This window comes from Agromyces zhanjiangensis, assembly GCF_040496055.1.
Taxonomy (GTDB): domain Bacteria; phylum Actinomycetota; class Actinomycetes; order Actinomycetales; family Microbacteriaceae; genus Agromyces; species Agromyces zhanjiangensis.
Window position 1 is genome coordinate 16,059 of the sequence record NZ_JBEPKB010000011.1, and the last position, 18,334, is coordinate 34,392.

Annotated in this window: 16 protein-coding genes; 8 read left to right on the forward strand and 8 right to left on the reverse strand. The window is 68.0% G+C overall.

Annotation, left to right across the window (positions count from 1 at the left end; translation table 11 throughout):
- Window positions 1-2 precede the first annotated feature (2 nt).
- Window positions 3-1,334 carry an MFS transporter gene (locus ABME02_RS16865; RefSeq protein ID WP_436408295.1) on the reverse strand — a complete coding sequence of 444 codons (1,332 nt, stop codon included), beginning with the start codon at window positions 1,332-1,334 and terminating at the stop codon, window positions 3-5.
- Between the two features lie 157 nt (window positions 1,335-1,491).
- Between ABME02_RS16865 and ABME02_RS16870 the strand changes: the two genes are divergently transcribed.
- A complete protein-coding gene (locus tag ABME02_RS16870; protein ID WP_353816517.1) occupies window positions 1,492-2,172 on the forward strand; it encodes a TetR/AcrR family transcriptional regulator in 681 nt (226 codons plus the stop codon).
- A 281-nt stretch (window positions 2,173-2,453) separates the two neighbouring features.
- On the opposite strand, the gene ABME02_RS16875 is transcribed toward ABME02_RS16870, so the two are convergent.
- Both ABME02_RS16875 and ABME02_RS16880 read right to left on the reverse strand, forming a co-directional pair.
- The gene (locus ABME02_RS16875; RefSeq protein WP_353816518.1) at window positions 2,454-3,707 is read right to left on the reverse strand and encodes a family 1 glycosylhydrolase; all 1,254 of its coding nucleotides are present in this window, start codon (window positions 3,705-3,707) and stop codon (window positions 2,454-2,456) included.
- Between the two features lie 22 nt (window positions 3,708-3,729).
- On the reverse strand, window positions 3,730-5,037 hold the full coding sequence (locus tag ABME02_RS16880) for an MFS transporter (RefSeq protein WP_353816519.1): 1,308 nt from the start codon (window positions 5,035-5,037) through the stop codon (window positions 3,730-3,732).
- A gap of 167 nt (window positions 5,038-5,204) precedes the next feature.
- Between ABME02_RS16880 and ABME02_RS16885 the strand changes: the two genes are divergently transcribed.
- From ABME02_RS16885 to ABME02_RS16900, 4 genes are all read left to right on the forward strand, one after another.
- On the forward strand, window positions 5,205-5,795 hold the full coding sequence (locus tag ABME02_RS16885; protein ID WP_353816521.1) for a TetR/AcrR family transcriptional regulator: 591 nt from the start codon (window positions 5,205-5,207) through the stop codon (window positions 5,793-5,795).
- Window positions 5,796-5,870: 75 nt separating this feature from the next.
- Window positions 5,871-8,501 (forward strand): family 78 glycoside hydrolase catalytic domain, encoded by a 2,631-nt coding sequence (locus ABME02_RS16890; protein ID WP_353816522.1) that lies wholly within the window; start codon window positions 5,871-5,873, stop codon window positions 8,499-8,501.
- 295 nt (window positions 8,502-8,796) lie between these two features.
- Window positions 8,797-9,096 (forward strand): hypothetical protein, encoded by a 300-nt coding sequence (locus ABME02_RS16895; RefSeq protein ID WP_353816523.1) that lies wholly within the window; start codon window positions 8,797-8,799, stop codon window positions 9,094-9,096.
- A 175-nt stretch (window positions 9,097-9,271) separates the two neighbouring features.
- Window positions 9,272-10,018, forward strand: a complete 747-nt coding sequence (locus ABME02_RS16900; RefSeq protein WP_353816524.1) for an IclR family transcriptional regulator — start codon at window positions 9,272-9,274, stop codon at window positions 10,016-10,018.
- Window positions 10,019-10,058: 40 nt separating this feature from the next.
- Here the strand turns inward: ABME02_RS16900 and ABME02_RS16905 are convergent, their stop codons facing one another.
- The 4 genes from ABME02_RS16905 to ABME02_RS16920 all read right to left on the reverse strand — a co-directional run bounded on the left by ABME02_RS16905 (window position 10,059) and on the right by ABME02_RS16920 (window position 13,678).
- Window positions 10,059-10,643: a flavin reductase family protein gene (locus ABME02_RS16905; protein ID WP_353816525.1), complete on the reverse strand. Its 585-nt coding sequence runs from the start codon at window positions 10,641-10,643 to the stop codon at window positions 10,059-10,061.
- A gap of 152 nt (window positions 10,644-10,795) precedes the next feature.
- The gene (locus tag ABME02_RS16910; protein WP_353816527.1) at window positions 10,796-11,497 is read right to left on the reverse strand and encodes a GntR family transcriptional regulator; all 702 of its coding nucleotides are present in this window, start codon (window positions 11,495-11,497) and stop codon (window positions 10,796-10,798) included.
- 105 nt (window positions 11,498-11,602) lie between these two features.
- On the reverse strand, window positions 11,603-12,403 hold the full coding sequence (locus tag ABME02_RS16915) for an alpha/beta fold hydrolase (protein WP_353816528.1): 801 nt from the start codon (window positions 12,401-12,403) through the stop codon (window positions 11,603-11,605).
- A 27-nt stretch (window positions 12,404-12,430) separates the two neighbouring features.
- Window positions 12,431-13,678, reverse strand: coding sequence for an acyl-CoA dehydrogenase family protein (locus ABME02_RS16920; protein ID WP_353816529.1), 1,248 nt, complete (start codon window positions 13,676-13,678; stop codon window positions 12,431-12,433).
- 203 nt (window positions 13,679-13,881) lie between these two features.
- On the opposite strand from ABME02_RS16920, the gene ABME02_RS16925 reads away from it, so the two are divergent.
- The 3 genes from ABME02_RS16925 to ABME02_RS16935 are packed head-to-tail and all read left to right on the forward strand — an operon-like array spanning window position 13,882 to window position 17,100.
- A complete protein-coding gene (locus tag ABME02_RS16925; RefSeq protein WP_353816530.1) occupies window positions 13,882-15,132 on the forward strand; it encodes a DUF3500 domain-containing protein in 1,251 nt (416 codons plus the stop codon).
- Entirely contained in the window at window positions 15,132-16,124 is a 993-nt protein-coding gene (locus ABME02_RS16930; protein WP_353816531.1) for a quinone oxidoreductase family protein, read from the forward strand. Before ABME02_RS16925 ends, ABME02_RS16930 begins: the two co-directional genes overlap by 1 nt.
- Window positions 16,108-17,100, forward strand: coding sequence for a lipocalin-like domain-containing protein (locus tag ABME02_RS16935; RefSeq protein WP_353816533.1), 993 nt, complete (start codon window positions 16,108-16,110; stop codon window positions 17,098-17,100). The genes ABME02_RS16930 and ABME02_RS16935 overlap by 17 nt, the downstream gene beginning before the upstream one ends.
- A 66-nt stretch (window positions 17,101-17,166) precedes the next feature.
- Here ABME02_RS16935 and ABME02_RS16940 read toward each other — a convergent pair whose 3' ends face one another.
- Window positions 17,167-18,321 carry a serine hydrolase domain-containing protein gene (locus ABME02_RS16940; RefSeq protein ID WP_353816535.1) on the reverse strand — a complete coding sequence of 385 codons (1,155 nt, stop codon included), beginning with the start codon at window positions 18,319-18,321 and terminating at the stop codon, window positions 17,167-17,169.
- Between the last annotated feature and the right edge of the window lie 13 nt (window positions 18,322-18,334).

Sequence of the window (18,334 nt, forward strand, 5' to 3'; positions counted from 1 at the left end):
GGTCAGCGGATCGACTTGACCTTGAGCAGGACGATGAGGCCGCCGACGAGGGCGAAGACCGCGCCGGTCAGGTACAGCAGCGTGTAGTTCTTCACGTCGCCGACCGCGCCGATGGTGATGACGACGCCGGCGATGAGCGGTGCGAGTGCGCTCGGGATCTTCTGCGCGAACTGGACGACCGCCATGTACCGGCCGACCTGATCGCGCTCGGGGATGATCGCGAAGACGATCGCCTGGTCGACGGTGGCGAACACCGCGATCGCGAGCTGCATGAGCACGGCACCGAAGATGATCTGCGGGAGGTTCCAGGCGGTCGCCTCCGCGACCGCGCCGCCCACGAACAGCACGGCGGCGATCATCACGAAGAGGCGACGGCGCTGGAGCTTGTCCGAGAGGAATCCGCCGATCAACGCACCCGCGGCCGCGGCGAGCACACCGATCATTCCGACGGTGGCGACGATGCCGGCGACCTCGCGGACGGGCAGGTCGAGGCGCTGGGCGTAGAAGAAGGTGCCGAACGTGGTGTTGAAGTAGAGGCCGACGAAGAAGACGAATCGTCCGAGCCAGTTCCATGCGAAGTCGGGGTACTTGCGCACGTTGAAGCCGTAGCTCGTCACGACCGCCCGGACGGTGACATGCCCGGTGCGCGGCAGGTCCTTGGAGCTGCCCTCGGGCTTGATGAGGGGGAAGATGCCGAGCATCACGGCGCCGATGACGCCGGGCACGAGGAAGACGAGTGTCGTGTTGGAGGACACCGCGTAGGCGACGCCGATGCCGAGCACCGGGGCGATCTGGGTCATCAGGCCGGTCAGCGCCGACACCTTGCCGCGCTGCGATTCGGGGAGCTTGTCGGCCATGAGCAGCTGCAGCGGCGCGCCGGCGATCGACCATCCCGACATTCCAAGCACCCAACCTGCGCCGACGACCAGCAGGTTCGGCGCCAGGGAGATCACGATCAGGCCGAGGAGGCCGATCACGATCCCGAGGTAGATGAAGGGCGTCCGTCGCCCGAAGCGGGACCGTGTCCGGTCGCTCCAGATCCCGATCATCGGGCTGATGATCAAGTACACCGCCTGCGCCGTACCTGTGATGTATCCGAGCACCTCTTCATGCCCGGGCGCGAGTTCGCTGATCCGGACGGCGATGCCGTAGGCCAGCGGCACCATCATGGCCATCGAGACGCCGAAGCTCGCGAGCATCAGCCAGAAGATGTAGCTCCGGCTCATCGGCTGCTGCGGCTCCGGCGATGTGTCGTCGATGACCGGGGGGATGTTCGCGTCGGCGACGATGACGGCAGCGGCGTGCTCCGCGCCCGGCTCGTGCTTGGTCACCATTGACTCCTTCATCAGTGAAGCCGACCACGCGAATCGTACGCGGGCCGGACTGCAGGAACACCTAAAAGTAACCAGATTGGTTACCTGATGGCCAAGAGTAACCATCATGGTTACTATTGGCAAGTGACGGCGAAGCCTGGCCTGCCAGACTCGAGGGATGGCCCGACGGAGAGACGACATGGACGGTTCGATCACGCTGAGCGCGGCGGAGACGCCGGATTCCCAGGCGTCCGGTGCGCCAGAGGCGTTGAGTCGGCGCCGTCGCGGCCCGTCCGCCAGCACCCCCGCGCGCCGCGCCCAGATCGTCCGCGCAGCGCTGGCGAGCTTCGCCGAGCACGGCTACGAGCGAGCATCCCTGCGCGACATCGCTGCCCGGGCGAACCTCACCCACGCCGCTCTTCTCCGGCATTTCGCCAGCAAGGACGACCTGCTCCTCGCAGCCCTCGTCCAGCGCGACGACGACGACGAGCAGATGGCGCGACGCATCATGCAGTCCGAGGTGCCCGCCGAGCACGTGCTCTCGAGCGTGCTGGCCGACGAGTTCGCCCACCCGGACCACCAGCGCAACTGGCTCGCCATCACCGTCGCCGCGACCAAACCCGACCACCCGGCGCATGACTTCTTCATCGCCCGACGCGAGCGCATGCGCGTCCACTTCTCCAGCGGCCGACTCACGACCGCACACGACAGCGAAGAGCTCACCGCGGACGACAAGGTGACCATGCTGATGGCGATGATCGACGGCCTGCGCATCCAGGCCCTGCTGGATCCGTCGCGGGACACGCTTCCGCTGCTGGAGACGTTCATGCGACTCGTCACGACCGACGCCAGCAATTGAACCATGCCGCCCGAACCGCATCCCGGCTCATCGCCCGCCGTAGATCGCGTCGACCGCATTGCGGCCGACGCGATCGGTCTCGACGCGACACCGAAGGACCCGATGAGCGATTCGCTCCGGGCTTCTGAGGGGACTCGAACCGCTGACTCTTGACAGCCTGCACCGTGGCACGCACACATGCGGTTGCGGACGCCAGCAGGTACGCGCATCGGCGGGGTCGGCGGCCGGGATCGTGGGTGCCGCTGGAAGCTGTCGCCTGGGGGTCGCGAGACCCCTCGGGTTCAGCCCGCCGACGCCGCCGCGACGCCCACGCGCGCCTGCGCCTTCACGAACTCCGCGTACGCGCGCGCGCTCGGCTTCGCCGTGCGCGCCATCGTTTCGCGGTCGACCTCGAACAGCCCCAGCTGCGGCTCGTATCCGAAGATCCACTCGTAGTTGTCCATGAGGGTCCAGTGGCAGTAGCCGAGCACCGGGATGCCGGCCGCGATCTCCGCGCCGAGCAGTTCGAGCGCGGCCGGGATGAATGCGGCGCGTTGCAGGTCGTCGGGCGACTGCAGGCCGTGCTCGGTGACGAACACCGGAACACCCGACGTCTGGTGGGCGTAGCGGACGGCGCCGGCGAGCGATGCGGGCTCGATGACCGTGCCCATGCCGTTGCGGTCTCCGTCGGGCACGACCTCGCCGTCGGGGCCGTGGTAGACCCGCTCGTAGTTCTGCACGCCGATGAAGTCGTCGTCGCGCGCCACCTCGAGCCAGTGGTCGTAGACCCGGGCGCGCTTGGCGTCGCGGCCGGCCTCGCCGCCCGGCAGGGCGACCTCGTCGGCGATCGCGATCGAGACGCCCACGGGCAGGTCGGCGCGGCGCGCCTTGATCGCGGCCTTGGCCGTGCGGTGCACCTCGGTGAACGCGTCCCGGAACGCCTCCTGGGCGTCCGCGGGGATGACGTTCGCCGCGAAGTACGTCGCGCTGCCGGCTGCGGTCGCGGCGGCAGCGAGCATGTCGAGCTTGATGCGCTCGACGTGCGGGGGCAGCTTGCTCTCCAGCAGCTGCTCGAGGTTCGGCTCGTTGAGGGTCACACCCGCGGCGATCCGGTCGCCGATGCGTGCCATGACCCGGTCGCACTGGTCGGCGAAACGCGCGCCCGCGTCGTCCGCGAGCCACGAGCCAGAGGCCGCGAACCAGTGCGGCGCCGCGAAGTGGTTGAACGTCACGATCGGTGCGAGGCCTCGCTCGAGGCATCCGTCGACGACCTGCTCGTAGTGGTCGAGCGCCTCCTGCGAGACCTCCCCGCGGGCGGGCTCGACGCGAGCCCACTCGATGGAGAAGCGGAAGGCGTTCAGGCCGAGGCTGTCGACCCGGTCGAGGTCCTCCGGCCACAGCTCGTAGCCGCGGCACGCCGCGCCGCTGGGTTCGCGGAAGAGCGACGGGCTCACCTGCTCGAGGTGCCAGATGTCACTGTCGACGTTGTCGCCCTCGTTCTGGTGGCCCGCGAGGGCCACGCCCCAGAGGAAGTCGTCGGGGAACTGGTGCATCATCTCGGGTCTCCTTCTCCCCTACTCAGCGCGCGCCGCGGACGAACAGGATGACGAGGCCGCCGAGCACCGCCGAGATCGCACCCGCGATGAACAGCGCCCCGAAGTTCGGACCCGCGGTACCGGCACCGACGGCGAGCAGGGCCGGGGCGACCGCGGCGACGATCGAGACGGGAAGGTTGTCGGCGACCTTGATGATCGCGAGGTCCTTGGCCGGGTTCTCGGGGTCGGGCAGCACGCGAGTCGCGAGCGCGAGCTCGACCGCGAAGTACACGCCCTGGCCGAGGGCCACGATGCCGCACGCGACGAGGTAGGTCGGGAAGTCCTCGGCGGTAGAGGCGAACACGAGTCCCGCGCCGAGGATGACGGCGGCGACGACGATGAACGGCTTGCGGAGGTTCAGCTTGTCGCTGAGCTTCGCGATCACCGGTGCGACCATCAGCGAGATGCCGAGGTTGACGACGACCGTGAGCAGGATCGCCGAACCGAGGCCGGCCGGCTCCAGATGGACGCGCTGCAGGAGGTAGATCGCCTGGTAGCCGTTGAGGGCGGCGACGCCGGAGAAGACCAGCATGCGGCTGGTGAAGACGAGCGCGAAGCGCGCGTGCTTCACCGGGTTGACCCAGAACACGCCGATGATCTTGCGGAGGTCGAAGCTCGCCGCCGGCTGCTGGACCTGCGGGTCGCGCAGCACGGCGACGAGGGCGAGCATCGCGACGACGGCGATCACGGTCGGGATGCCGACGATCGGGACGAGGTCGGCACCGAAGGGCTGGGCGACGGCCATGCCGACGAGCGCGCCCATCGCCGTCGAGAGGCTGACGAACGCCGAAGCCGGGCCTCGGCGGTCCGCGGGCAGCTGGTCGGCGATCAGCGCCGTGGTCGTGACGCTCGCGCACACGAATCCGAGCGTGATGAACAGGTGCGCGGCGACGAACACGGGCACGTTCGGCGCCGCGACGAGCAGGATGCCGCCGATCACGAACGCGAGCGCGCCGGCGACGAGGAACGGACGACGACGTCCGAAACGCGAGCGGGAGGCGTCGCTCAGGGCGCCGACGATCGGCAGCGCGAAGAGCGTCAGCAGACCCGCGATGCCGCTCGAGATCGAGATGGTCGTGGTCGCGGCGGCCGCGTCGAGCTCGGTCGCCTTGAGCGTGAGCGTCAGGAGCGCCGCGGTCATGTTCGCCGCGCCCGCCCCGACGGCGGCGAACACCAGGAAGAAGACGAAGCCGCGACGGGGCGCCGCGATCGCGCGGAACGCCTCCGTTGCGGTGGGGACGGCGGTGCCGTCGTCGGCCCGGGAGGCCGGGGCGTCGGTCGTGTTGGTCATGTGTTGGCTTCCTTGCCGTGTCGTCGCTGGGTGCGACATCGGTCGTCGTCGACGTGTCCCGAGCGGGACGGCGGACACGCTAACACGAAAACCTGCACGGTTCCATATTTTCAGTTTGAAAACTTCATGGGTTGCATATTTTGGTGTTGCAGCCGTAGCCTGATGCGATGGCCGGACCCAGGGGCGAGTACCGCAAGAGCGCTGAACGACGCGAGCAGATCCTCGACGCCGCATTCGCGGTGTTCGCGAAGGGCGGCTACTCGGCGAGTTCCGTCAACGAGATCGCGAAGGCCGTGGGCATGACCCAGACGGGCGTGCTGCACCACTTCGCGGGCGGGAAGCTCGCCCTGCTGCGGGCCGTGCTCGAACAGCGCGATGCGCGTGCCGAGGTCAGCCTCGAAGGCCTCCATGGCCGCGACTTCCTCGCGGGTCTCGTGGCGATCTCACAAGCCCAAGCCGAGCAGCGCGGGGTCGTCCAGCTCTACACGATCCTCTCGGCCGAGGCCACCGACCCCGACCATCCCGCGCGTCCGTACTTCACCGAGCGGTTCCGTCGCATCGCTGACGCCGTCACGCTCGCGTTCGAGGAGATCGGCGACACGGGCGGCCTGCGCAACGGCGTCGACCCACGGCGCGCGGCCCTCAGCACCCTCGCCACCACCGAGGGCCTCGAACTGCTCTGGCTCAACGACTTCGAGGTGGACATGGCCGAGGACATCCGGCAGCACCTCAGCGGCTTCCTCGTCGAACCGCTCTGACGACGACCGGGCGGATCCGCAGCCCGCGCGGACGTCCGCACACCCTCCCCCAGTCCACACATCCGAAGGCCACCCATGAGCACCATCGTCCGCCCGGTCACCGTCGAGCACCACCGCGAGCCCCTCGGCATCGGCGAGGCGACGCCCCGCCTGTCATGGATCGTCGACACGGATGCTGCGGGCTGGCACCAGCACGCCTCCGAGATCGAGATCGTCGACCCGGATGCCCCGGGCGCCGCGTTCACCACGGGGCGCGTTGACGGCGACGCGCAGGTGCTCGTCGCGTGGCCGGCGGCACCACTGCCGAGTCGGGCGCGACGCGTGGTTCGGGTGCGCGTGTGGGGCCCCGACGGCGAGGCATCCGGTTGGAGCGATCCGACCGAGCTCGAGACCGGTCTCCTCGAGCCGGCCCTCTGGCGGGCGTCGCTCGTCGCCCCCGACCTGCCTGCGCCCGGCGCCGACGGCGAGCCCGCGATGCTGCTCCGTGGCGAGGCGGCGCTGCCCGGCGGCATCCTCCGTGCCCGCGTGCGGGCGACCGCGCACGGCGTGATGACCCTGCACCTCAATGGCGCACCGGTCGGGGAGGACGTGCTGCACCCCGGCTGGACCAGCTACGCCCATCGGCTGCGCACCCGCACCTGGGACGTCACCGACCTCGTGCGCGAGGGGCCGAACGCGATCGGCGTGCACCTGGCCGACGGCTGGTACCGCGGTCACCTCGGCTTCGCGGGCCTGCGCGACGTCTACGGCGACCGGACGGCCGCGCTCGTGCAACTCGAGGTCGACCATGCCGACGGATCACGCACCGTGTTCGGCACCGACGCGACCTGGCGCTCGGCGCCCGGGCCGGTCACGCGCGCCGACCTCTACCTGGGCGAGACATTCGACGCCCGGCGCGTCGTCGACGGATGGAGCGCACCCGGATTCGACGACGCGCGCTGGACGCCGGTCTCCGAAGTCGCGTTCGATCCGGACCAGCTCGTCGCTCCAGAGGGACCGGCGGTGCGCCGCACCCAGGTCGTCGCCCCGGTCGGAGTCATCACGTCGCCGTCGGGGAAGCGCCTCGTCGACTTCGGCCAGAACCTCGTCGGCCGGCTGCGCGTGCGCGTGCCCGCGGGCGCACCGGGTACGAGGATCACGTTCCGGCACGCGGAGGTGCTCGAGGACGGCGAGCTCGGCACCCGTCCCCTGCGCGCGGCGAAGGCGACGGACGAGGTCGTGCTGGCCGGCGAGGCGTTCACCTGGGAGCCCGAGTTCACCTTCCACGGATTCCGGTACGCCGAGGTCACCGGATGGCCCGGCGCGTTCGACGCCGGTTCGGTCGATGCGGTCGTGCTGCACACCGACCTGCGACGGCTCGGTACGTTCGAGGCATCCGACCCACTGCTGGACCGACTGCACGAGAACGTCGTCTGGGGCATGCGCGGCAACTTCCTCGACGTTCCCACCGACTGCCCGCAGCGCGACGAACGGCTCGGCTGGACCGGCGACCTGCAGGTCTTCGCGCCCACCGCGGCCTACCTGTACGACACGGCCGGCATGCTCACCGGCTGGCTCGCCGACCTCGCCGCCGACCAGCACGACGACGGCAACGTGCCCGTCTACGTGCCGTGGGCCGACGTCGACCCGCACCTGCCGCCACTCGGCGCGGAGGCGGGCTGGGGCGACGCCGCGACCATCGTCCCGTGGACGCTCTACGAGCGGTACGGCGACCAGGCGATCCTGCGCCGCCAATGGGCGTCGATGACCGCATGGGTCGACGCGTTCGCCGCGCGGGCCGGCGCCGACGTCGACTTCCCCGGCGGCGGATTCTCCTTCGGCGACTGGCTCGACGCCGACGCCCCCGACGACCAGCCGTGGGCGGCGCGACTGCCCTGGCAGGCCGTCGCGACCGCCTACCTGGCCCGCTCGGCCGCGATAGTGCGGGACACCGCGCACGTCCTCGGCGATGACGCGGCCTCCGAGCGTTACGCAGCGCTGTTCGAACGCGCGGCCGCGCGGTACCGCGCCGAGTACACGACCCCGTCCGGCAGGGCCGCCTTCCCCTCGCAGACGGCCTACGCTCTCGCGATCGCGTTCGACCTGCTGCGACCCGAGCAGCGCCCCCACGCGGGCGAACTGCTCGCCCAGCAGGTCGCGACCGACGGGTTCCACGTCGGCTCCGGCTTCCTCGGGACCCCGGTCGTCTGCGACGCGCTCGCCGACACCGGCCACGCCGCGACCGCCTGGCGCCTGCTGCTCCAGCGCGAGTGCCCGTCGTGGCTCTACGCCGTGACGATGGGGGCGACGACGATCTGGGAACGCTGGAACTCGATGCTGCCCGATGGCACGATCAACCCCGGCACCATGACCTCGTTCAACCACTACGCGTTCGGTGCGGTCGCCGACTTCCTCCACCGCCGCGTCGCCGGGCTGGCACCGGGCGCCCCGGGCTATCGCGTCATCCGCGTGGCACCGTTGCCCGCGCCCGAATTGGAGTGGGTACGCGCCGAGCACGAGACGCCGTACGGGCGAGCCGGAGTGTCGTGGACGCTCGACGGCGAGGACTTCGCGCTCGAGGTCGTCGTGCCGCCGTCGACCGAGGCAGTCGTGGTGCTCCCCGATGGGTCGGAGCCCACGACCGTGGCCTCAGGCACGCACCGATTCGCCTGCCGGTTCACCCCGGGGCGCGCCGCCGCGCGGGCGGCGGCGTTCGACGCGGACTGAGGCGGTGCCAGGGATCGTACCGATCCGGGGCCGCAGTCCTGGCGCGGGCGACTCGCCTCACCCGAACGGGCCGGCTCGAGGGCGTCGTCACCAGACCAGGCGAGGCGAGCGACACCGCCGATCGCCTTGGCAGGCAGCCGGATCCGCGCTCGACGGCGAGGTGATCACCACCGCGACCGCGCGCGCGACCGACCACCGTGCCGAGCGATAGGGCCATTGGTGTAGTACTGTGCTTACCACAGTATGGGTATATAGACCGCACTGTGGACCATATCTCTCCAACGAAGGAATCCACATGTCACAGATGGACGGGCGCTGGCACATCGAGTCGCCGTCGCCCATGGGCAAGCAGGAGTCACAGCTCGATGTCGTCACCAACGGCGGGACAGCAACGGGGACGATCACGTCGATGGGCGGAAGCACCGATATCCTCGATGCCACCGTGGACGGTGACAACCTCTCTTTCCACATCGACGTGACCACGCCGATGAAGATGAAGATCAACTTCAACCTCACCATCGAAGGCGACGCGCTCAGCGGGAAGATCAAGGCGGGCTTCTTCCCCTCCTCGAAGGCGACGGGCCGTCGCCTCTGACAACCGTGCGGCAGGGCGGAATGCACCTCGAGAACGCTCGAATTCCGCCCTGCCGAGGCGTCGCCGTCCCGGCGAGCACGAGCAGACACCGCGAGCGACGTGCGTATCATGATGTGGACCGATGGGAATGCTCAGACGGTCGTGACACTCGAGAGAAACGGAGCGCGCTGTGGCAATGAGCAGCACCCTGCAGGCGATCGCCGTCCTCGAGATGCTGGCGCGTGAACAACCTGTCGGCCTCAGCGACCTGGCACGCAAGATGGAGCTGCCGAAGTCGACCGTCCAGCGGTGCATCGAGACGCTTGCGATCGCGGGCTGGGTCGCCATGGAGTCACCCGCAACGAAGCGCTGGGTTGTCAGCATCCGCCCCTTCGCCGTCGCCGTGACCGCGATCGAACGCGGCGGCCTTCGCGACCGCGCCCTTCCCGTGATGAATCGCCTCAGCGCCGAAACCGACGAAACGATCCACCTCGCCGTGCCCGACAAGCGCGAGATCGTACTTGTCGAACGAGTCGACAGCCCGCACGCCCTGCGCGCCGTGGCCCCGGTAGGCATGCGCGCCCCGCTGCATGCCAGCTCGAATGGGAAGGCGGTGCTCGCCGCGTCGAATGACGACGAGCTCGCGTCATACATAGAGGACGGGCTCTCCTCGATCACGAGTCACACGATGACCGCCCCAGCCGATGTCCTTGCGGACATTCGCGCGGCACGAGTCGCCGGCTACGCGGTGAGTCGCGAGGAACTGCAGGATGGCGTCGTGTCAGTCGCGTCAGCGATCCGCGACAACTCCGGCAGGCCCGTTGCCGCCCTCTCGCTCTCGGCTCCCCGTGATCGGATGCCCGAGAAGCGCGTCCGCGAAGTGGGTCCTGTCATGCACGCCGCAGCCGAGGAAATCGGGCGACAACTCGCCTTCGGCTTCTAGACCCCGAGCGAGACAGCGGCTCGCCCGGGGTCGTCGCGCCTCACGACAGACGGGAGTGGTCGCCGAGGACGTGCCAGGTCCGGTTGTGGTAGACGAGCGGGCGGCCGTCGTGCTCGGCCGCGCTCGAGTTCGAGGACTCGAGTGCGTGGACGACGAAGAGCGTCGCTGCTCCTGCATCGACCTTCTTGACTACACGTGCTCGTATGCGACGCTCGGGCGCGAGAAAGTACGGCTCATTCGTCGCCAGCCGCGCCCACGCCGCGCGATCAGCGAACCGATCGATACCGCTGGTAGCACCGAGAATCGCAAGGTCGTGGGTCGCCTCGTCGAGCAGGTGGATCACGACCGTGTCAGCCTCCAGGAGCGCGGGAGTGCTCGAGGACGCCTCGGCCGCGGAGAACACGATCAGCGCCGGCGCCGCACTCACAGAGAAGAGGGATGAGGCGGTCATCGCGACCGGGCCGGATCCCGAGTCTGCGGTGATCAGGGCAACGCCGGACGGGTGATCGCGAAAGAGTCCACGCAATTCGTCCGGTGCGATGCCGTCTTCCGTCAGGTCGCCGGTCATCGGCTCGACATCTCGGTGCGAGAAGTGTGTGCCCTCGGCTGCGTCGTAGGTAGTCATGAGTAGTGCGCCCTCGCATTCTCTGTGGGATCGTCATCGATCTTCGCCACAGTAACATTTCACAGCGTCTTAGTAAACTGTCAATTCGTGAGACGCGACGGCCCCTCGTCCGGCGCGAACCGCAGCGTCGGCCTGGATCTACCCAGCTGCGCTCAGGCGCGCGAGACGGTGGGGATCGGCGACAACTCCGCCTCCATCACCGAGGGCCACCGCGTCAGCGCTTGCAGAATCGCCTCTCGCGACCGATCGATCATGCGGGCGGTCGAGGCAGCCGCAGCGTCAGCATTGCGCTGATCGAGGATGTCGCGCACCCAGTCCATCGTGCTGTCGGGCGTGAGAGCACTCGGGTCGTTCCCCAGGACCAGCGTGAACACGCGCGCGAGATCACCACTGAGACGATCGCTCACCGCGATCAAGTACGTGTTCTCGGTGGCTTCTGCGAGCATGCGGAATGTCTCGTCAGCCGCGCGGATGACATGCCGGCCGTCCACCTCATGAGTGGCTTCATCGATCTCCGCGAACCCGCGGGCGATCTCCGCCAACTGTGCCGGGGTGGCGTGCTGGACGCCGAGTCGCACCAACTCGGTCCCGACGACCCTCCAGACCGCGAAGAGGTCGTCCACGATCTTCGGGCTGAGCGGTGCCACCTGATATCCCTTGCGCGGGATCGTGCGCACCAGCCCCTCGTGTGCAAGACGGGTGAGCGCCTGGCGCACCGGGGCGATGCCGAGCTCGCGGGACGCCGCGAGCTCCTTCTCGGTCACTCGCTGCCCGGGAAGCAAGGTGCACGTGATGATGTCCTCGCGAAGGCGCCGGTAGGCTGCTTCGCCCAGGGAGACCCTGACCGTATCCATCTCACACACCGTTCCTCGCACACGCGGGTCGCCGCCTACGACCCAACTGACATGTCAGTTGGCAATGGTACTCGGCTCCCCGCGTGTGTTCGGGAGGTGCGGCCGCTACGCGCCGCTGTGAAGATTCACGAACGCCTTGACAGCGTCGACGAACTCTTCCGGCGACGTGTTCTGAATGTCGTGTCCCGCGCTCGCGATGGAGACGTACTGGGCATCGGGCAGGTATTCGTCATATCGGTCGCGCTGGCTCGGCTTGATGATCTCATCGGACTCTCCCAGCAGCGCCAGCACCGGCGTTCCCTGCGCAGCGAGGTCCGCGAGCGCGGCCGGGAGCATGTCGAGTCGCGTGAACGGGAACATCTTCATGCGGTTCAGCATCTGCGTCCGCATGAAGTCCTCCGTCGCCCACGGCTTGCGCGGATGCACCGGAGGGAGCGGGTAGTTCTCGATCCCCATGCTCGGGTCGATCGCGGGCGGATCCGGGAAGTACAGGTCTTCTCGGGCCACCGGCGCCATCGAGGCCTCGAGGACCACGCCCTTCACTCGGTCGGACTTCATGACGGCCGCGTGAATCGCGTTCGCTCCACCCATCGATGTGCCGAGCAGGAAGTACGGCCCGTCGACGAGCTGGTCAGCGGCCTCGACGAGTACCGCTGCGAACTCGTCCATGCCCATCGGATGGGTGAGGTCCTCCTTCCCACCCCACCCGGGTGGGTTGATCTCGATGATCCGGTAGGTGTCAGCCAGGGTGTCCTTCGCGGTCGACATTTCGAGGCCTGCCGAGCCGGGGAACGAGACGATCGTGGCAGCGGGCTCAGTCGGTCCGGCTTCGGCGTAGTCCAGGACGTAGTCGCCGACGGTGACGGTGCCGGCACGGAACTTCGCGCCGGGTTCAGAGATGCTCATATGCGCTCCAATCATTTGCAGGTCGGATCACACTGCTTGCAGGCCGAGCGGAGTCCACACGAGATTCTCCGGTGCCCCCAGGAGTTCGTGTGCGACATCGGGATAGATCCCATCGCTGACGATGATGTGCTGGCAGCCGGCGAGCGAGTCGCGCACCCAGCGCTGCAGCGTCCCGGCGCGCAGCGAGGTACCGCCGGCCTTGGCGAACACGAAGGTGGCGAGCTCGCGCACCACCAGATGGAGGTTGATCATCGCTGCGCGGAGCAGCGTGATGTGACGTCGTTCGATCGCAGCACCGGACTTCATGAGCGAGTCGACCTCGTCCCAGACCTCGTAGACCCAGGCGCGAGCACTGCGGGCAGCGATCTCGTGACGGGCGTACTGATCGCGGAACTGCGGATTGTCGGCCAGCACCTTGCCGAAGGACGAAGGCCGCAGGGCGTACGCCGAGACCTCATCGAGCAGTCGACGCGACGCACCGAGCGCGAAGGCGGTGTGGAGCATGGTGAGGATGATCCAGATGCCACCCGAGACCTGGCGCCCCTCCTGCTGCGGCGCACCGAACGAGCTGAACACCCGGTCCTCAGGAACGAACACGTCCTGCACCACGAAGTCGACGCTTCCGGTAGCCCGCAGCCCGAGCACATCCCAGTTCCCGAGCGGGGTGATGTCCTTGGCCTCCACGACGAACGACAGCATGACGGGAGTAGTGCCCATCATGACGGGCTGCCCCTCGTCATCTGCGAGCACCGCAGAGACGATGACGTAGTCCGCATGCAGATCGCCGCTGCCGTAGGCCCACTTTCCGGACACCCGATAGCCGCCGTCAGCCGGCAGTGCCTTACCGGTGGGAGTGCCGGACGCGCCGAAGCACGGCTGTGCGGGCCCACTCTCGAGGAGGTCCTTCGCGGTCTCTTCGGTGAGGAACGCGAGGAGCAGACCGGTCGAGGACCAGTTCATCCCCACCCAGCCCACTGAGGAATCGATCGCGGCGAGCTTCTCGCCGACAGCGAGCGCATCACGGGGGAACATGCCCATCCCGCCGAGCGACTCGGGGATGAGCATCGAGGGCAACTGAATCTGGCGGAGCAGCTCGAGCGTACGCGGACTGAGCACGCCAGCGCGCTCGTTGCCCTCGATCTCGGCCTCGAGCTCCGTAGCGATCCCATTCAGACGCCCGATCATGAGGTCGACGTTCGCGCGACTGCGGGCGCCGTCGAGGTCCTCGGCGGCCGAGGCCGATCCTGGGGCAAGGGACGTTTCCACTGTGGTCATCGTTGACTCTTCCATCGCGAGCATCCCACACTGAGATGCAACCAATCGTTCTGTGACATGTCACCATGAATAGATTGCAGTGTCAACCACGTCACCGTACTGAGAGCCATCATCATTTCGATCCGCATGGTGGACCCATTGACTAGCATACGGTTCGGCGATAGCTTCATGCTCACTGGAACCACGTACAAGGAGGTACGCGTATGCCCAGCCGTTTTCGCGAGTTCGTCTTCCCCAAGCACCCGCTGTTGGGCGACCTCGGGGGCCTCGATCCCTACGAGTACGCCGACGTCATGCGTGGGGTGCCTGTCCTGGGCGATGTGATCACGCAGTGGCTCGAGCTCTTCGAGTCCACGTCCTTCCAGGGCGTGACCGCCGACGGCGCCGTCCTCGAGAATCTCTTCGCGGTCGGCGCGGACGAAGGCGCCCCCACGCTGGCGGCCGTGGACGCCGCCACGGCGCTCCTGGACTCGCTGTCGGACGAGGAGCGCGAGAAGATCCAGCACCCGCTCGACAGCAAGGTCTGGCGGGCATGGATGAACCCCGAGTTCCTGATCCTGCCCTATGGCGCGCGTCTCGAGGAGCTCACCCCAGAATCGCTCGAGCGAAGCATGGAACTGATCGCTTCGAGCACCAGCCCCCGTGGGTACGAGAAGATCGTCAACCTCATGCGCATCAACGCCTTCCTCGGCGAGATCCTCGAGGTGCCGGTCGTCATCAACGAGCACAGCTACAACCTGAACATCTTCGGCACTCCTTCGATGACCGAGCCCTGGGGATGGAACCTCTGGGGTCACCACGTCTGCCTCAACACCCTGTTCCTGGGCGCGCAGCAAGTGTTCACTCCGGTCTTCTTCGGCGCGGAGCCCAACGAGATCGACGAGGGCGCTTTCGCGGGGACGACGGAGTTCCTCGAACTCGACCGCGCAGGACTCGACCTCATCCAGTCGCTCGACGACGCTCAGCGGGCGAAGGCGATCCTCTTCGACGACAAGCGCTCGCCCGATCTTCCCCCCGGGCGGCTCGTTCCCGGGGACGAACTCCACCTCGCCGGATGCTTCCAGGACAACCGGCTCATCCCGTACGAGGGCATCAGCGCGACAGAGCTCACCGGCGAGCAGCAGGAACTGCTCTGGAAGATCGTCGACGAGTTCCTCTCCTACCAGCCGGATGGGCCTCGGGCCGCCCGAGTGGCCGACGCGCGCAAGCACCTCGAGAGCACGTGGTTCTGCTGGATCGGCGGAACCGGTGATGACGACGTGTTCTACTACCGAGTGCAGAGCCCGGTGATCCTGATCGAGTTCGATCACCATGGTGGACTCGCGCTGGCGAACCAGAACCCCGAGCGGTTCCATGTCCACACGATCGTCCGCACGCCGAATGGAAACGACTACGGCGTGCAGCTCGTGAGACAGGCGACGGGCTCCGAGCAGACACTCACCGCGGAGGCGTGATGGCGAGCGAAACCAGCGGGGTCGCCGAGACCCGCGCGGCGATCGTCGACCATCCGGGCGCTGTGCCGCGCATCGGGAGCATCGTGCTCTCGGATCGTCGCCCCGGCACCACCCTGGTGCGCATTCGCGCGGCGAGCATCAACCCGATCGACAAGGGGATCGCGGCGGGCATGGTGCCCGGCCTGCGCCACGATCAACCGTACGTACCGGGAATGGAATGCGTCGGCGAGGTCGTTTCCTCGGACTCGTTCGAACCCGGCCGGCTCGTCTTCGGAGAGGCCCACGCGTCTTCGCCGTCGCCGGGGACCTTGGCCGACTTCGCCGTGCTTGAGGATGCGAGCCTTCTGCCCGTCCCGGACGGACTCGATCCGGCGCTTGCCGTCGGCGTCGCGAACACGGGGATCGCCGCCTTCCTGCCCCTTGTCGACCTCGCGAAGGTCGGCGAAGGGGACGTCGTCCTGGTGTTGGGAGCCACCGGTTCAGTCGGACGACTCGCGGTGCAGATCGCTCGAGAGCGGGGCGCATCCCACATCATCGCGGTGGGACGGGATTCGGCATCGCTCGAGGTCCTCGCAACCCTTGGGGCGACGACGACGATCGGGCTCGCGGCCGGCGACGATGCCGACTCGCTCGCCGGTCGCCTCTCGGAAGCGCCGCCGCCGACGGTCGTGCTGGATGCACTCTACGGATTCGGCTTCAGTGCGGCGCTCCGGGTGTGCGCACCGAAGGCCCGGGTCGTGAACATCGGCAATGCCCTCGACGCGACTGCCGTCGTGCCCGCCGGGATCCTCCGGCTTCGGCAGGTGACGGTGATGGGTTTCGCGAGCGTCCTGACTCCCGTCGCGTCGAAGAGCCACGCGCTCACCTGGATCTGGGAGCGGCTGCTCGATGGCCGGATGAGCTTCTCCGTCACCGCCCGGGCTCTCGACGAGATCGTCGAGGCGTGGACAGCACCGTACGAATCAGGAGTGAAACATGTCCTCATCCCGTAGCGACCAGTCCCTCATCCAGAACCTCGGCACGCCGCCATCCGGTGCCTCTCCGGAGGTGGACATCGCGAGCGGTCTGCTGCCCAAAGGAAAGGACGCCACCTTCGATTCGTGGTTCGCCATCGGCCACTTCGAGGCCGAAGGACACACGATCAGCTTCCTCGTGCACATCATGACGCTCAACGCCAACGGCGTGATCGTCGCCGTGAACGGCTCTGCGGGGATCACCGACGAGACGACCGGCTGGGTCGGCGCGACCGATGTCGCGTACCCCGCGTTCCGGGCCAAGGTCGCAAAAGACCGCCTGTCTCTGGTGACGCCGAACAGCTCGCTCGGGGGCGACCTCCATGAGCTGCGCGCTCGCGCGAAGTGGAAGAACGCCAGCATCGACGTCACCATGCGCCCCGTGGGCTACCCCCTCTACAACAAGGGCACCGGTCGATTCGATCTTCTGGGGATGGACGTCCGCCAGTACTCGCTGCCGACGCTGCAGACCACCGGCACCGTGACCATCGACGGGCGCGAGTTCACCGTCGAGGGAACCTCGTGGTTCGATCGGCAGTGGCAGCGACAGGGGTTGAAGCTCCCCGGCAAGTGGACCTGGATGGATCTGAACCTCGACAACGGGTGGCGGGTCAGCCTCTGGGATGCGATCGCCACCGACGGCACGCCGGACGGATGGGCGACCGTCATCGACGAGAGCGGCAACCACACCGTGACGCGACTCACACCGCTCATCGAGGACGCGACCGACTACTGGCTCACGCCCAAGTCGGGGGCACGGTATCCGACGCGCTGGACCGTACGACTCCCCGATCTCGATGCCGCGTTCGAGGTCGTCCCCCACCCTCGAGAGCAAGAGGTCAAGGGCGTGCTCAGCCGATACGAAGGCGCCAGCTCCGTCACGGGCTCCGTGATGGGCGAACCTGTGAACGGGTACTGCTACGTCGAGATGGTGGGCGACTGGATGGCGACCTGACTCGACGCCAGACAGCGCGTGGGGGCGTGATCCGTGGATCACGCCCCCGCTTCCATCGCCGGGGCGCTATGAGGTCGACGCCATCACGATGCCTTCGATCTGGCGATGCAATGCCGCGGCTCCTGCGCCCTCGACGAGCATCACCAACGCGACGCCCCTCGAGGGAATGCCCCAGAACCGGCGGGTCCCGATGCCGTCCCAGCCGAAGCTGCCGACTGGGATCCCCTGTTCGGTCGTCCCCTGAACCGTGATCACGCCGTAGCCGAACGCGAAGCGCGGATCCCGACGATCGTGGAGTCCTCCGTACAGCTCGGGCGTGAGCCCCCCGAGACGCAGCTCCCCGATCTGGTTGGACGTCGCGCCGGCAACGAGGTCTTCCGGCAGAACCCGGACGCCGTCCTCACCTTCTCCGCTGAGGAGCAGCTTGACCACCCGCTCGACGTCCTCGGCTGTGGCGAACATCCCCGCGGAGCCGGATGGAAACGAGCCGTCCACCATCGGATGCCCCACCAAGAAGGGGGGAACGGGGAGAGTGCGCGCAGCGTGAGCGTCAGAGATCCCGAAGCTCGCGGTCGACGCGCCGATGGGTTCGAGAATCCGCTCGCGCACCAGCGTCCTGACATCCCGCCCGCTGACGACCTCGATGATGCGCGCGATGACTTCGAACGCCGTCGTGTTCGAATAGTGCCATCGCGTGCCGGGCTCGAAGTCGAGCGGAGCCGCGGCGACGGCATCGACGAATCCCGCGAGCGTCGACCCTGGGATGACCGGCGGCACCGCCGCATTCGGGACGAAGAGGGTCTGGAGCCCGGATGTCCCCGTCACCAGATGCCGCAGCGTCAGCGGAGTGTGCCCACGCTCCACGATCCACTCGTTCGGATCTTCCGCAGAGAACGGTGGCGCCGGGACGACGGCAGCGCCCGCCCTGACCCGGCGCACCAGAGGCAGTGCGGGAAACCCCGAGACGAGATCGGCGACGCGGTCGTCGAGCGAGACCATGCTGTCATCGACGCAGGCGAGAAGGGCCATCGCGACGACCGGCTTCGTCAGCGACGCGAGCCACCAGACCGAGTCCTCCGTGACCGCGACACCGCCGGTCTCGCCTCGAGCCCAATTCGCAATGAGCCCATTCCCCGTCGACACTCGGATGGCCGCAGCTTCGACGAGGCCGTCGCCGATCGCGCGATCCACCGCGTCTCGAATGGGCGATTCCAAGTTCATGTCACTCCGATCG